General features: G+C 73.8%; 15 protein-coding genes. 4 read left to right on the top strand and 11 right to left on the bottom strand.

From position 1 onward, the window contains the following. Window positions 1-8: 8 nt before the first annotated feature. The gene (locus ABZ234_RS04750; RefSeq protein ID WP_355011062.1) at window positions 9-680 is read right to left on the bottom strand and encodes a phosphatase PAP2 family protein; all 672 of its coding nucleotides are present in this window, start codon (window positions 678-680) and stop codon (window positions 9-11) included. A gap of 253 nt (window positions 681-933) precedes the next feature. Between ABZ234_RS04750 and rraA the strand changes: the two genes are divergently transcribed. Beyond that, window positions 934-1,416 (top strand): ribonuclease E activity regulator RraA, encoded by a 483-nt coding sequence (gene rraA / locus ABZ234_RS04745; protein WP_355011061.1) that lies wholly within the window; start codon window positions 934-936, stop codon window positions 1,414-1,416. Window positions 1,417-1,499: 83 nt separating this feature from the next. Here rraA and ABZ234_RS04740 read toward each other — a convergent pair whose 3' ends face one another. After that, complete coding sequence (locus ABZ234_RS04740; protein WP_355011060.1) at window positions 1,500-2,270, bottom strand: ABC transporter; 771 nt, start codon at window positions 2,268-2,270, stop codon at window positions 1,500-1,502. Then, window positions 2,267-3,193: an ABC transporter ATP-binding protein gene (locus ABZ234_RS04735; protein WP_355011059.1), complete on the bottom strand. Its 927-nt coding sequence runs from the start codon at window positions 3,191-3,193 to the stop codon at window positions 2,267-2,269. Before ABZ234_RS04735 ends, ABZ234_RS04740 begins: the two co-directional genes overlap by 4 nt. Window positions 3,194-3,611: 418 nt before the next feature. Here ABZ234_RS04735 and ABZ234_RS04730 point away from each other — a divergent pair, with 418 nt between their 5' ends. Next, entirely contained in the window at window positions 3,612-4,988 is a 1,377-nt protein-coding gene (locus ABZ234_RS04730; protein ID WP_355011058.1) for a histidine kinase, read from the top strand. Then, entirely contained in the window at window positions 4,985-5,656 is a 672-nt protein-coding gene (locus ABZ234_RS04725; RefSeq protein ID WP_355011057.1) for a response regulator transcription factor, read from the top strand. The genes ABZ234_RS04730 and ABZ234_RS04725 overlap by 4 nt, the downstream gene beginning before the upstream one ends. Before the next feature lie 81 nt (window positions 5,657-5,737). On the opposite strand, the gene ABZ234_RS04720 is transcribed toward ABZ234_RS04725, so the two are convergent. From ABZ234_RS04720 to ABZ234_RS04685, 8 genes are all read right to left on the bottom strand, one after another. Further along, a complete protein-coding gene (locus ABZ234_RS04720; RefSeq protein WP_267947766.1) occupies window positions 5,738-6,391 on the bottom strand; it encodes a bifunctional DNA primase/polymerase in 654 nt (217 codons plus the stop codon). Window positions 6,392-6,485: 94 nt separating this feature from the next. Then, on the bottom strand, window positions 6,486-7,484 hold the full coding sequence (hemB, locus tag ABZ234_RS04715; protein WP_355011056.1) for a porphobilinogen synthase: 999 nt from the start codon (window positions 7,482-7,484) through the stop codon (window positions 6,486-6,488). Between the two features lie 155 nt (window positions 7,485-7,639). After that, on the bottom strand, window positions 7,640-9,328 hold the full coding sequence (locus tag ABZ234_RS04710; RefSeq protein WP_355011055.1) for a uroporphyrinogen-III synthase: 1,689 nt from the start codon (window positions 9,326-9,328) through the stop codon (window positions 7,640-7,642). A 106-nt stretch (window positions 9,329-9,434) separates the two neighbouring features. After that, window positions 9,435-10,397, bottom strand: coding sequence for a hydroxymethylbilane synthase (gene hemC / locus ABZ234_RS04705; protein WP_267947763.1), 963 nt, complete (start codon window positions 10,395-10,397; stop codon window positions 9,435-9,437). Next, entirely contained in the window at window positions 10,394-11,902 is a 1,509-nt protein-coding gene (locus tag ABZ234_RS04700) for a glutamyl-tRNA reductase (RefSeq protein ID WP_355011054.1), read from the bottom strand. Before ABZ234_RS04700 ends, hemC begins: the two co-directional genes overlap by 4 nt. A gap of 142 nt (window positions 11,903-12,044) precedes the next feature. Continuing rightward, window positions 12,045-12,740, bottom strand: coding sequence for a redox-sensing transcriptional repressor Rex (locus ABZ234_RS04695; protein ID WP_267947761.1), 696 nt, complete (start codon window positions 12,738-12,740; stop codon window positions 12,045-12,047). Between the two features lie 308 nt (window positions 12,741-13,048). Then, on the bottom strand, window positions 13,049-13,315 hold the full coding sequence (locus ABZ234_RS04690) for a glutaredoxin family protein (RefSeq protein WP_267947760.1): 267 nt from the start codon (window positions 13,313-13,315) through the stop codon (window positions 13,049-13,051). Window positions 13,316-13,349: 34 nt separating this feature from the next. After that, a complete protein-coding gene (locus ABZ234_RS04685) occupies window positions 13,350-13,607 on the bottom strand; it encodes a MoaD/ThiS family protein (protein ID WP_267947759.1) in 258 nt (85 codons plus the stop codon). Window positions 13,608-13,716: 109 nt separating this feature from the next. Between ABZ234_RS04685 and ABZ234_RS04680 the strand changes: the two genes are divergently transcribed. Further along, window positions 13,717-14,484, top strand: a complete 768-nt coding sequence (locus ABZ234_RS04680) for a response regulator transcription factor (RefSeq protein ID WP_355011053.1) — start codon at window positions 13,717-13,719, stop codon at window positions 14,482-14,484. The last annotated feature ends 200 nt before the right edge of the window (window positions 14,485-14,684 follow it).

The following is a 14,684-nucleotide window of genomic DNA, read 5'->3' as shown; positions in this document are numbered from 1 at the left end:
AGGAAGGGTCAGGAGCGCGCGTAGGTGTTGCCGGACGCCGGCTCCGCGGGCGGTTCGACGCCGTCGGCGGCGGCGCCTTCGGCCCGGACGAGGGGGCGGAGGCGCTCGGTGGCGGCGATGCGGTCGACGACCGCGGTCATCGGGCGGGCCATGGCGAGGGAGGCGAGGGTGGCGACGGCGGCGCCGACGAGCAGGCCGACGGTGACGTCGTGGGGGTAGTGGGCGCCGACGAAGACCCGGGAGAAGGCCTCGAGGACGGCGAACACCACGGCGACGACGGCGAAGCGGCGCCAGGCGACGACGACGGCCGCGGCGGCGGCGCCGGCGATGGCGGCGTGGTTGCTGGGGAACGACCAGTCGCCGATGGGGTCGCAGGTGGCGATGGTGGTCAGGTCGGTCATGGCCTGGCAGGGCCGCAGCTGCTCGAAGAACGACTTGACGGTGCGGCTGACGGCGTAGGCGACGACGGTGGCGACGGGGGCGAACAGCGCCAGGCCGACCGCGCGGGAGCTGTGGGACCTGGCGCGCCACCAGGCGGCGAGGAAGAGCACCGCGAACACGCCGAGGAAGAGGTCGGTGCCCAGGTAGGCGGCCTGCTGGACCCAGGGGTCGAGGCCGGCGGTGAACTCGATCACGGCCCGGGACCAGGCGGCACTGACGGCGAAGATCTCGGAGACCATCTCTCTCCAGAAGAAGTCGTACGGGGAGGGTCGCGCGCGAGCAGGGGGAAGGGCTGGGCGACGTCCGGTCGGCGGGTGACGGGACTCCCACGAGGTGATGACGGGAAGGTCCTTATCCTGTCATCAACTTCGACCGTTCAGGGCCGGAGAGGCGGCCCCACAGACGAAAGAGACGTTCCGGACCGACGAAAGAACTCCGGGCGCCGGCGGGTAGCTTCGACGGTGCCCGCCCACGACCCGAACCGGAGCCGACATGACCCCCGACTTCTCCACCGCGGACCTCGTCGACGACCACGGCGACACCCTGCGCAGCTGTTCCACGCAGTTCCGCCGGTACGGCGGGCGGACGGTCTTCTCGGGCCGCATCCGCACCGTCAAGTGCCACGAGGACAACGGCCTGGTCAAGCAGGTCCTCAACACCCCTGGTGAGGGGGCGGTACTGGTCGTGGACGGCGGCGGCTCGCTCCGGTCCGCACTGATGGGCGACATGATCGCCGCGGCGGCCGTGGAGAACGCGTGGGCCGGCGTCGTGATCCTCGGCGCGGTGCGCGACACCAGGGCCCTCGGCGGTCTCGACCTGGGGGTCAAGGCCCTGGGATCCAACCCCCGCAAGTCCGCGAAGGACGGCGCGGGGCGCCTCGACGTGCCGGTGGCCTTCGGCGACGTCGTGTTCGTCCCGGGCGAGTGGCTCTACAGCGACGAGGACGGGATCGTGGTGAACGCCACGGAGATCTAGGACGCCCCCGGGCCCAACAGGACGCCGACGGAGGGGGTCCGTCCGATGACCCCCTCCGCCGGTTTCTCCCGGCGCCCCTCCCCTCAGACCTCCCGGGCGCCGAACCCGCGCACGGCCAGCGCGAGGAGGGCGGCGGTCCCCACGAGGGTGCTGACCGCGGCGGGCAGGAAGTCGGTGACCGGCGCACCGCCGGGCAGGGCGGCCTGCGCGGCGAAGAGGGTGGTGGGCGACCACTCCCCCACCACCGGCAGCTGGCCCAGCAGGACGAGCAGGACCAGTGCGGCCACGGAGAACCCGACCGTGGGCAGGAGGCCGCCGGCCCGGCCGGCGACCAGCGCCGTCACCGCGACGGCGAACACCAGGAACAGCCCCGTGAACAGCGCGCCCGCGAGGGTGGCCCCGAGGGGGAGCTCCCCGATCAGCAGCAGCGTGGTCGCCCAGGCGGCCACGGCGCCGGCCGTGTACGCGGCGACGGCGGCCATCGCGGGGACCGCGAAGCGCGGCAGCACCAGCGCGGCGGGACCGGGGACCCGGACCCGGTAGAACGTCGAGCGGCCGGCGCTGCCGTCCAGCGCCAGGGCGCCCGCGGCCACCAGGAGCACGAACAGCACGCCGAGGATCTGCGCGTTCTCCACGTAGGAGCCGAGCGCGGCGACCGGGGTGGCCTCCGGCATGAGGTCCGCCATGCCGGTCTGGACCCCCTCCACGCCCTCCATGGCCGCCAGCAGGTCGGGCAGGAGGAACACCAGGACCGGCGAGGCCGCCCCGAAGAAGACGAAGAACGCCATGAGCCCGGCGAGGGTGTGGGTGCGCGTCATGCGCCGGATCTCGTTGCGGTAGAGCGCGGTGTTCATCGGGTGCTCCCGTCGGTGGCGTCCGTCGAGGTGAGGGAGAGGAAGGCCGACTCCAGGTCGGCCTCGTAGCCGTTCATGGAGACCAGCGGGACGCCGTGCTCCACGAGCGTGCGCGGGATGCCGGCCTCCCCGTGCTCGGCGGCGACGGCCTCGACGAAGACGAGGTCGGGTTCGGCCTCGACGGGGGACGCCCGGGTCACCCACGGTTCGGCGGAGAGGAGCTCCACGACCTCCCGGGCCGTGCCGCGGACCCGCACGTGCCAGGCGCTGGGGCGTCCGCGGTCGGCGATGTCGGCGACGGGCCCCTGGTAGACCACCCGCCCCCGGACCAGGACGGCGACGTCGTCGCACACCCTCTGCACGTCGCCGAGCAGGTGGCTGGCCAGGATGACCGTGCAGTGCTCGCGGAGGGAGCGGATGAGGGCGAGCACGTCCACCCGCCCCCGCGGGTCCAGCCCGGAGGCGGGCTCGTCCAGGATGAGCACCTCGGGCCGGCAGACCAGTGCGGCGGCGAGGCCCAGCCGCTGCCGCATGCCCCGGGAGAAGCGGGCGTTGCGGCGGTGCGCGGCCTCCGTGAGCCCGACCCGCTCCAGGGCGAGGGCCGCGTCCTCCGGGGTGACCGGGACCCCGGCGGCCTCGGCGCTGAGGACGACGACCTCGGTGGCGGTGAGCCAGGGCTCGAAGTCCGGGACGTCGGGGCAGAGCAGGACCCGTCCGCCCGCGGTGTCCACGTGCACGTTCCCGCTCCCGGCCCTCCTGAGCCCGGCGAGGACGGAGAGGAGCGTGGTCTTTCCGGCCCCGTTGGGGCCGACGAGTCCGAAAACGGTTCCGCGCGGAACGGAGAGGTCGACGTCGAAGACTCCCGCGCCGTTTCCGTAGTCCCTGGTGAGTTTCTCGGTGGTGATCACAGGCGTGCCGTTCATCGGCGTCCGTGTGTCCTTTCGGGGTCGGGGCGGAATCGGGTGCGGAGCGCGGCGGCGCCCGCGACCCCCGTCCGCGCTGCGGGGACGGTCGGGGCGTCGGGTGAGGTCAGCGGCGGATCCGGCACGGTCGGCGCGCCGGCGTACCGCGAGGTCCCGTCCGCCGGAAAGGCGGTGTCCACCGAGGGGAGGGGGCTTTCCCGTGTTCGCCGAGGCCGTTCCCCCGCGCTTTTCCCCTCCGCCGCCTGCCTTTCACGGAGAACATTAGGGAAAGGCGCGGAACGGCCGCATCGACCGTGCGGCACGGTGCGGTCATGGCGTTCTCCGCGTCCGGGGCATGCCGGAGGTCATGGCCGGAACGTGCTCCGGACATGACCCCGGGCCACTCCGCCCACCGTCGGGGCGTGGCTACGCTCGTGGGATGAACACGTCCGGTTCGCTCCCCGACCTGTCGGCCTGGGTCACCCTGTACAGGGACCGCCCGCCGCGCATGCTGCAGCTGCTGTTCTGGGGTGCGACGGGGATCGCGCTCGTGCTCCAGACCATGGGCCTCGTGTTCGACATGGGCCTGGCGGACGAGCCGCCCGCGCTGAGGGCCATGGTGTTCGCCAGCTTCGGTGCGGCGGTCGCCTCGTGCGCGCTGTGGCCGTTCCTCGCCTGGTCCGCGGACTCCCCTCCGCTGCGGCGGGCGGCCAGCGTGGTCTTCCTGGTGCTGACCGTGCTGTGCCTGATCACGAACAACTACACGATGTTCCTGCTGGTCTGCGTGGGGACGATGAACGCGGTGGCCGTGTTCGGCCTCCTCGGCGGGGTCGGCTACGGGGCCTCCGTCTTCGCGCTCAGCGTGGTGCTCGCCCTCTTCCTGCCCGGGGTGGTGCCGCTCTGGGCAGGGCTGGTGATGGGGACGAGCCTCCTCTTCATCGTGGCCGTGTCGGGCATGGCCTTCGTGGGGCTCGTCGTCGCCGGGGAGCGCGCCGAGCGCACCACGGCCCTCCTCGCCGAGCTGGAGGAGGCCCACGAGGACCTGCGCCTGCGCGCCGCCCGGGTACGGGAGCTGACCGTGGCCGAGGAGCGCGCGCGTATGTCCCGGGAGATGCACGACAGCACCGGCCACTACCTGACCGCGCTCGCCATGTCCCTGTCCAACGCGCTGCGCTTCCGCACCGCCCGCCCCGACCGGGCCTGGGGCGAGGTGGAACAGGCCAGGGAGCTGGCGGGCGAGGCCCTCACCGACACGCGCAGGTGGGTGCGCGCGCTGCGACCGCTGCGGCTGGAGGGGCGAGCGGGGGTGGCCGCCATGCGCGCGATGGCGGACTCGTTCGACGGCGGGGGCATCCGCATCGCCTTCACCGACGCCGGCGACTGGCCGGAGCTGTCGGAGGAGGCCGAGCTGGTCTGCTACCGCGCCCTCCAGGAGGGCCTGACCAACGCGATGCGCCACTCGGGCGCGGACCTGGTGGAGGTGGAGGTCGCGGCGGACCCCGCCGGGGTGGCGGTCACGGTGGCCGACAACGGCGCCGGGGCTGCGCAGGGGGCGGCGCTCGGCGGGTTCGGCCTGCGCGGGCTGGCGGAGCGGGTGGCCTCGGTCGGGGGCGCGTTGGAGGCCGGCGACGGGGGCGGGGCCGGCGCCCCTGGCACGGAGCAGGATACCGGGGGCGGCCGGGCCGGGGACCCGCTCCGGGAGGGCGCGGGGGAGGACACGGGGACGCGGCGGCAGGGCTTCCGGCTCCGGGTGTCCGTCCCCGCGCTGCGCACCGAACGGGAGACCGTTCCGACCACCGCTGGAGGCACCGCGTGACCACCGTCTCGGTTCTGATCGTCGACGACCAGATCCTGCTGAGGCAGGGCCTGCGCAAGCTGCTGGAGATCGAGGAGGGCATCGACGTGGTCGGCGAGGCGGCGAACGGGGTCGAGGCCCTGGAGTTCCTGTCCTCGGCCGCCCCCCTCCCCGACGTGGCCCTCGTGGACGCCCGCATGCCCCTCATGGACGGGGTGACCCTCATCGGCCGCATGCGCGAGGAGTACCCGGGCGTTCCGGCCGTCGTGCTGACCACGTTCGACGACGACGAGCTGATCTTCGGCGGTCTGCGCGCCGGGGCCCGCGGCTACCTGCTCAAGGACGTTCCGCCGGAGGAGCTGGTCTCGGCGCTGCGCCGCGCCTCACGGGGGGAGACCGTCCTGGGCGGGCCCGCCGCCCAGCGGCTCGTCGCCGCCCTGGACCCGGCCCGGGCCCCCGGGGCGGGGCCCGCCACCGGGTCCGCCGCGCCCGCCGCGTCCCCGCTGTCGGAGCGCGAGGAGGAGGTGGCGAGGCTGGTGGGGACCGGGGCCACCAACCGGGAGATCGCGCGGACCCTGTTCATCACGGAGGGGACCGCGAAGAACCACGTCACCAGCATCCTGCGCAAGCTCGGCCTGCGCGACCGGACGCGGCTGGCGCTGTGGGTGCGCGAGCGCGGAGGGGCCTGATCCCGCCGCCCCGGGACGGCGGGGCGCCACGGCCCGGGGCCCCGTGCCCCGGGCCGCCGTGTCGGTGCCGGGCCGCGTGCGTCAGCCCGAGAACTCGGCGCTGGCGTCGGCGAGGATGCCGAGCACCGCGATCGGGTCGGGGAGCGGGACCGGTTCGCCCGCGTCGAGCGGTGTGCGGATCCAGGTGACCCGGCTGCCCGAGGGCAGCAGGGACGGCGCGCCGAGGACGAAGCTGTCCCGGCAGTGCCAGCGCAGGCCCGGCATCTCCTCGACGTCCTCGGGCACGCAGTCCAGGTGGCAGGACCACCACTCGTCCTCGTCGACCGGGGAGCGCGTGGCCACGAAGAACAGGTAGCGGGAGGAGTCGACCGCCGCGACCGGCCCGGCCGGGACGCCCGAGCGGCCCATCCGCGCCAGGGCCATCACGCCGGCCTCGCGCGGGACGTCGAACACGTCGAAGACCCGGCCGGTCGGCAGGATGACGTTGGCGTCCGGGGTGGCCGTCCACCAGCGCCGGAGGGTGGCGGCGTCGGTGCTGGCCTCCACCCCCCAGGCCATCGTGACCGGGTGCGCCGCCGGGTCCGGACAGCCCATCCGGTCGCAGCTGCACGCGCGGTCCTCGCCCGGCGCGGCGCCGCGCGCGACCGGCCAGCCCAGCCGCGCGTAGCGCAGGGCCGCGTCGAGCATGCTGTCCGTCGCATGTCGGCGCCTACGTCGGTACAGTACGTCGGCCATGGGGCCTCCCCGGTGGTCGTGCTCGGCTCAGGCGCGGCCTCGGTCCGGGGCCCCGCGCCCGGCGACCGCGACCGGGGCGAAAGGCCTGGTCGCACTACCGCAGCAGGAGTGCCGCCTCGGTGGCCCAGTACGTGAGGATCTGCTCGGCCCCCGCCCGCCGGTACGAGGTCAGGGTCTCCACGATGGCCCGCTCGCGGTCGATCCAGCCGCGCTCCGCCGCCGCCTCGATCATCGCGTACTCACCGCTGACCTGGTAGGCCGACACGGGTACCGGGGACGCCTCCGCCACCTTGGCGACGATGTCGAGGTAGGCCAGGCCGGGTTTGACCATGACCATGTCGGCGCCCTCCGCAACGTCGAGGGCGACCTCGCGCAGGGCCTCGCGGACGTTGGCGGGGTCCTGCTGGTAGCCGGAGCGGTCGCCGAACTGCGGGGCGCCCTCGGCGGCCTCACGGAAGGGGCCGTAGAAGGACGACGCGTACTTGGCGGCGTAGGCCAGGATCGGCACCTGCCCGAACCCCGCGCGGTCCAGCCCGGCGCGGATGGCCGCGACCTGGCCGTCCATCATGCCGCTGGGCGCCACGACGGCCGCCCCCGCCTCCGCCTGTGCGGCGGCGACGGACGCGTAGCGCTCCAGGGTGAGGTCGTTGTCGACGTGCCCGCCGGTCTCCAGCGGCCCGCAGTGGCCGTGCGAGGTGTACTCGCACAGGCACAGGTCGGCCATGACCACGAGGTCGTCGCCGACCTCGGCCGCGAGGTCGCGCAGGGCCGCCTGGACGATCCCGTCGGGGTCGTCGGCGCCCGATCCTCGCTCGTCCTTGTGCGCGGGGATGCCGAACAGCATGAGTCCGCCGACCCCGGCGGCCGCGGCCTCGTGGGCGGCCTTGCGCAGGCTGTCGCGCGTGTGCTGCACCTGGCCGGGCATCGAGGAGATCGTCACGGGTTCGGTGATCCCCTCCTTGACGAACATCGGCAGGACCAGGTTGCGCGGGAGCACCCGGGTCTCGGCGACCAGGCGACGCAGCGCCGGTCCACGGCGCAGGCGGCGGGGACGGGCGGCGGGGAAGGCGGCGTCGTTTCCGGATGCGGTCATTGCGGGCTCCCGTACGTGGGTTCGCGAGGTGGACGTGTGGTCTGGGCCCGGCCTCCCGGGGCCCCGCGCGTGCGGGGCGGACCGTGGACACCGTCGGGTCGGCACCCCCTGCGGCCGGGGCACCGGCCTGCACGGCGTCCGACCGCGTGGGCGGTCTACAGTTTGCGTCGGCGTCCGCGGCGCTTCTGGCTGGGCTTGAGGACGGGCTTGCCGGACTCGACGGCTTCGCGGCTCCTGGCGGCACCGTACTCCGAGAGGGCCCGGGCGAGGGCCGAAACCGAGGCTTTGGGGGCCACCACGTCGACGCGCAGGCCGAACTCGACGGCGGTCCGCTCCGTCTCCGGGCCGATCACCGCGATGACGGTGGTGTTGTGCGGCTTGCCCGCGATCCCCACCAGGTTGCGCACCGTGGAGGAGGACGTGAACATGACCGCGTCGAAACCACCGCCCTTGATCGCCTCCCGGACGGGCGCGGGCGGGGGGGCGGCGCGCACCGTGCGGTAGGCGGTGACGTCGTCGGTCTCCCAGCCGAGGTCGGTCAGGCCCGCGACGAGGGTGTCGGTGGCGATGTCGGCGCGGGGCAGCAGGACCCGCTCGATCGGGTCGATCTCGTCGTCGTAGGGCGGCCACACCGACACCAGGCCGGCACTGGACTGGGCGTCCTCCGGCGGTGTCAGGTCGGGCTGGATGCCGAACTCGCGCACAGCGTCGGCGGTGGCCTCCCCGACGACGGCGACCTTGACCCCGGCGAACGCGCGCGCGTCGAGGCCGTAGGACTCCAGGCGCTCGCGGATCGCCCTGACCGCGTTGACGGAGGTGAACGCCACCCACTGGTAGCGGCCGGTGACCAGCCCGCGGACGGCGCGCTCCATCTGCTGCGGGGTGCGCGGCGGCTCCACCGAGATGGTCGGCACCTCCTCCGGCACCGCGCCGTAACCGCGCAGCTGGTCGGACAGGGCCGCGGCCTGCTCCTTGGTGCGGGGCACCAGGACGCGCCAGCCGAAGAGCGGGCGCCCCTCGTACCAGGACAGCTCGGGCCTGCGCGCGGCGCCGGGTCCGACGATCATGAGCGCGGGCGCGGTGGCGTGGTGGTTCTTGGCGTCCTTGGCCTTCAGGTCGGCGACCAGGCGGGCCAGGGTCGAGGTGACGGTGGTCTGCCGGGTGGTCCCGCCCGCGCGCACGACGGAGACCGGGGTGCTCGCGGGCCGGCCGCCCGCGACGAGGGTCTTGCAGAGCACGTCGAGGCCGGGGCCGCGGTGTTCGGGCGGCTCCTCGGCGGGGGCGTCGCCGCCCATGATGACCAGGGTGGCGTCGCTCGCGGCGGCCTCGTTCCAGTCGACCTCGGCCTTGCCGTGCGGGCGGGCGTTGAGGATCCGCACCTCGGGGACGCCGTCGCCCATCAGCGGGAGGCCCGCGAACGTGGGGACGGAGGTGACGGCGGAGACGCCCGGGGCGACCTCGACCTCGACCCCGGCCTCCTCGCAGGCGGCGACGAGGTCGGCGCCGCGGCAGCCGAAGAACGGGTCGCCGGAGTACAGGCGCACGACCCGCTGCCCCTCGCGGGCGCGGGCGACGGCGAGGGCGTTGAGGTCTCCGCCGCACTCGTCGGCCTGGAGGACGGAGACGCCTTCGGAGCAGTGGGAGAGGAGTTCCTCGCGGAAGCCCGCCAGCTCCTCGGCGGCGGGCTCCCGCAGGGTGACGACCACGTCGGCGCGCCTCAGCAGCTCGGCGCCGCGCAGGGTCAGCAGATCGGCGCCGCCCGGACCGGTCCCGACCAGGGCGACGTGCCCGGACCGGGCGGCGGCGCGGGGCTCCTCCGGCTGGGAGTTGGCGTTGGCGTTCACGTACTGGCTCCTCTGTGTGGTCGCCGGCGTCCCCGTGCGCGGAGTTCTCCGGGGCGCCGGCGGGTGCGGCGGGGTGCGGCCGAGGCGCCCCGCCGTCGACTCCTGGTCAGGGTGTGTCCCTCTCGGCGAAGGCCTCGGCGACGATCCGGTCGGCGCCCTCACCGATCATGCTGCGTGCCAGGTCGCGGCCGAGCGCGGTGGCGGCGGCCAGGTCACCGGTCGAGGCGAGGTCGGCGGTGCGCTCGCCGCGCACGGAGGCGGTGCCGTCGGTGGAGACGACGGCCGCGCGCAGGCGCAGGCTCCCCGTCCCGGCGTCGTACTCGGCGTAGGCGCCGACCGGGGCGGCGCACCCGGCCTCCAGCTCGGAGAGGACGGTGCGCTCGGCGACGACGGCGACGCGGGTGGCGGGGTGGTCGACGGTGGCGAGGTAGGCGAGGTCGCCGTCGCGGCGCTCGGCCGAGCACTCCACGGCGAGGGCGCCCTGTCCGGGAGCGGGCAGCATCTGCTCCGGCTCGAAGACGTCGGTGACGTCGTCCATCCGGCCGACGCGGCCGAGGCCGGCGTAGGCGAGGACGACCGCGTCGAGCTCGCCGGAGGCGACCTTGCCCAGGCGCGTCTCGGCGTTTCCTCGGATGGGCAGGTAGGTGAGGTCCGGGCGGAGGGCCGCGAGCTGGGCGACCCGGCGCGGGGAGCCGGTGCCGACCCTGGCCCCGGCGGGCAGGTCGGCGAACGCGAGCCCGTCGCGGGCGCACAGGGCGTCGCGGGGGTCGTCGCGCTCGGGCACGGCGGCGAGGACGAGCCCGTCGGCGGGGGCCGTGGGCAGGTCCTTGAGGGAGTGGACGGCGAAGTCGATGGTGCCCGCGACGAGTTCGTCGCGCAGGGCGTTGACGAACACCCCGGTGCCGCCGAGCTGGGTCAGGTGGGCCTTGGTGACGTCGCCGAAGCTGGTGATCAGCTCCAGTTCGATGGCCTGGCCGGTGCGCTCGGTGATCGCGTCCGCGACCATCCGGGACTGGCTGGTCGCCATGGTGCTGCGACGCGTGCCGAGTTTGGCGGGAGTGCCGGTCATGCCTTCTCCTGTGCGGACCGCGCCGCGGTGCTGGGACCGCCGGAGGCGGTCAGCGCCTCCGGGGTCTTGGGGTCGAGGTCGAAGAGTTGCCGCAGGGCCGCCTCGTAGGACTCGCCGTCCGGCGCGGCGGCCAGTTCCTTGACGCGCACGGTGGGCCGGTGGAGGAGCTTGTCGGCGACCCGGCGCATCGCGCGGGTGATCTCCTCCCGCGTGCGGTCGTCGATGTCGTCGGGCAGGCGGCCGTGGAGTCTGGACAGCTCCGCCTCGACGACGTCCCTGGCCTGGGAGCGCAGGGCGACGACGGTGGGGGTGACCTGGTTCGCGCGGCGGACCGTGCGGAACTCGGTGACCTCCTCGTCGACGATCCCGCGTACGAGGGTGAGGGCGCTGGAGCGGTCGCCGCCCCCGCCGGCGGAGCCGGTGGCCGCGGCCAGGCGCAGGTCCTCGATGTCGACGAGGCGCACACCGGGCAGGTCGCGCACGGCGGGGTCGATGTCGCGGGGCAGCGCGAGGTCGAGGAAGACCAGGGGCCGGGTGCGGCCGGCCGTGGCCGCGGCGACGGCGTCGGCGGTCAGGACCAGGCCCTGGGCCCCGGTGCAGGAGATGACGAGGTCGACGTCGGCGAGGACCCCTGCGGCGTCCGCGAAGGGGACGGACCGGGAGCGGACGGTGTCGTAGGCCTCGGTGAGGCACTCGGCGAGCCGGGCGGCGCGCTCGGGCGTGCGGTTGGCGACGACGACGGTCGCGGCGCCCTGGCGGGAGACGGTGTTGGCCGACAGCGCGCTCATGGACCCCGCGCCGAGGACCAGGACGCGCAGGCCGGAGAGGGGCCCGCGGGAGGGCCGGGCGAGCCCGGGCCCGTCGCCGGTGTCGCCGGCCGACGCGGACATGGGGCAGCCCACGGGCGGGACCGCGCCCACGGCGGGGACCGTCCGGTCGGCGGTGGTCTCGTCCGCGCCGGTCGGGCCCAGGCCCAGGTCGCGGGCGGCGACGGTGAGGCCGAAGCTGACCATGTCGGCGCCCGCGTGGTCGAGGTGGGTCTCGGTGTGGGCGCGCTTGCCCACCCGCAGGGCCCTCTGGCCGAGGTCGTTGAGGACGCGGCCGACGGAACCGGTGTCCTGCCCCTCCTTGAGGGCGTCGCGCACCTGTCCGAGGATCTGGCCCTCGCCGACGACCATGGAGTCCAGGCCGCACGTGACCGAGAACAGGTGCTGGACGGCGCGGTCCTCGTAGTGCACGTAGAGGTGTTCGGAGAGTTCTCCGAGCGGCACCCCGCTGTGCCAGGAGAGGAGTTCGGTGATGGCCGCCACTCCGCCGTGGAAGGCCTCGACGTCGGCGTAGACCTCCGTCCGGTTGCAGGTGGAGACCACCATGACCTCGTTGACGGAGTCGGAGCCGACCATCTCCCCGACCGCCTTGGTGCGCGCCTCCCCGTTCAGCGCGACGCGTTCGAGCAGCGCCACCGGCGAACTCCGGTGGCTCAACCCCACGGCCAGGACACTCATCCGCATTCTCCTATGCAGGCACGACACAGCGTCTCTCTATGCTCCGGCACGTCGGCCGGCCCCCGTGGCCAGCCCCCCGGAACGCGGCGCACGCTCGCTCTTCGCCCACCGCTCCGACCGGCTTCTCCGGCCGGTACCCGTCTCATGTCAGTTCCAGTCCCGCCCGTTCCGCGGCACGGCCGTCGCCGTCCGCCCTGCGCTGCGCGTGGAAGGCGAGGATCTGGAGTTCGATGGACAAGTCGACCTTACGCACATCGACCCCGTCCGGCACATTGAGCACGACCGGCGCGAAGTTGAGGATGCTGCTCACCCCCGCCTCCACGAAGCGGGTGGCGACGCCCTGGGCCGAGGCCGCGGGCGTGGTGATGACTCCTATGGAAACGCCCTTGGAACGGACGACGTCCTCCAGGTTGTCAATATGCCTCACGTCCAGGGACGCCACGCTCTGCCCGACCATCTCGGGGTCGGCGTCGAGGAGGGCCGCTATGCGGAAGCCGCGGGTGCCGAAACCCCCGTAGTTGGCCAGTGCGCGGCCGAGGTTGCCGATGCCGACGATGGCCACGGCCCAGTCCTGGGTGAGACCAAGCTCACGTGAGATCTGATAGACGAGGTACTGGACCTCGTAGCCCACCCCGCGGGTCCCGTAGGAGCCGAGGTGGGACAGGTCCTTGCGGAGTTTCGCGGAGTTGACGCCGGCGGCGGAGGCGAGGTCCTCGGAGGAGACGGTGAGGGTGCCGCGGTCCTGGAGGGACTGGAGCGCGCGCAGGTAGACGGGGAGCCGGGCGACGGTGGCCTCCGGGATACCCCTCTCCCGGGGCCGTGGTGGACGACTGATCACAGGCGGGCGCTCCTGAGCGGCGGTCGGTGCGGACGGGGCACGGGGGCGGGTGCGGGTGCGCGGCCGGGTCCCGGGATACGCGCGAGTGTGCTCCCGACGGGGGCTGTGGACCTAGATTACGTGCTTGTGAAAGCACGCACAAAGTGGGGCCCGCTGTGACTCCGTGATCAGAAGTTCCCATGCGCGGGGTTCTCCGGGAACCCTCGGAAAAAGGAGGGAGCACGCTCACCGATTCAGGACAGCCGGAATGGCACGGGCGGGGGTATTCGCGGACGAAACCGCTCGGCCCCCCCTGGAGAAACCGCCCTTCAGCCGCCGAGCGCCGAGCGCAGCCGGTCCTCCCGGACACGCCAGAAGTCGTGGCGCCTCCCGTCCACGAACGTGACCGGGATCTTGTCCCAGTACTCCTCGCGGTCGGCCTCGTCCACCCCGTCGAGGTCCACCTCCGCACGGCTCGCCCCGACCTCGTCCGCGACGGCGCCGATGGTCCGCCACGCGTCCTCGCACAGGTGGCACCCCGCCCTGCCGAGCATCACCACGCGCGCACGCCCAGCCCATTCGGGGATTTCCGTCATGTTTCCTCCTTATTGCGTCTGATTCCGGAACATCTCAGCCGCCGGCGAAGGGCGGTAGGACCTCGATCACAGTCCCGTCGGCGACCGCGACCGCGCCATGGGGCCGCGCTCCCACGGGCCGCTCGTCCACCAGGAGCGACGAAGCCCCGAGTACGCGCAGGAAGCGGTCGTCGGGGTGCAGACGACACGCCGCTTCGAGCGCTTCGGCCAGAGTGTCCGCCTCCACGTCCTCCTGCGCTGTTCCGGCCGCTTCCTTGGCCGCTGCCCAGTACCTGATAGTGCACTTCGCCATCTGTTGATTATCCTTGGTGTTGCTCGGAGGCGACGTATTAGACAAATCTTCACCGGGGGCAATGGCGCCTTCGATCGTCCGCATAGCGCGGGTTGACGAGAAGAGACGCATGAGCCATCTGCTGCTGTTGACGAACTCCAACGAACCGTCCGACCACGTGCTGCCGGCCCTCGGACTCCTCCTGCACTCCGTGCGGGTGGCTCCCGCGGAGGCCGGAGCCCTGCTGGCGTCAGGAGTGAGCGGCAACTCGAACTCGCCCGTCGACGCCATTCTGGTCGACGCCCGTACCGACCTCGCAGCGGCCAGGAACTTCTGCCGCCTGCTCGACACCACGGGGCTGGACTGCCCGCTGCTCGTCGTCCTCACCGAGGGCGGCGTCGCGGCGCTCACACCCGACTGGCAGGTCCACGACTTCATCCTGACCTCCGCGGGCCCGGCGGAGGTCGAGGCACGGCTCCGTCTGGCCGTCGGCTCCGCCGAGGCCGGGACCGACGACCCCGACGAGATCCGCCGGGGCGACCTCGTGATCGACGAGGCCACCTACATCGCACGACTGAGGGGACGCATCCTCGACCTCACCTTCAAGGAGTTCGAGCTCCTCAAGTTCCTGGCGCAGCACCCCGGCCGGGTGTTCACCCGGGCCCAGCTGCTCCAGGAGGTATGGGGCTACGACTACTTCGGCGGCACCCGGACCATCGACGTCCACGTCCGGCGCCTGCGCGCCAAGCTCGGCTCGGAGTACGAGTCGCTGATCGGCACCGTGCGCAACGTCGGGTACAGGTTCGTCCCCGACCCGGTCGCCAAGGCGCCCGTGCCGCCGCCCGAGGCGGCGGAGCCGCTGCCCGCGGCCCGGACCGCCGAGCCCAGCACCAAGTAGCCCCGCACAGGAGGGCCGGGACACCACGACCGTGAGCACTCCGGGGCGCCGCGCACCAGCGCACGGCGCCCCGGGGTCGTCCGCGCACCGCGCGCGGAGAGCCCGGCCGGACCGATGACATAACGGCATCACCCGGACACTCGTCTTCCGTGGCCGCAGGTCCTAAGATCGTGGGGCACCCGAACCCCGGGGTCGGTCAG

It is taken from the genome of Nocardiopsis sp. NPDC006198, from assembly GCF_040613895.1.
GTDB lineage: Bacteria > Actinomycetota > Actinomycetes > Streptosporangiales > Streptosporangiaceae > Nocardiopsis > Nocardiopsis tropica.
Note: the sequence above shows the minus strand (reverse complement) of the source record. Positions and strands in the feature narration are given on the sequence as shown.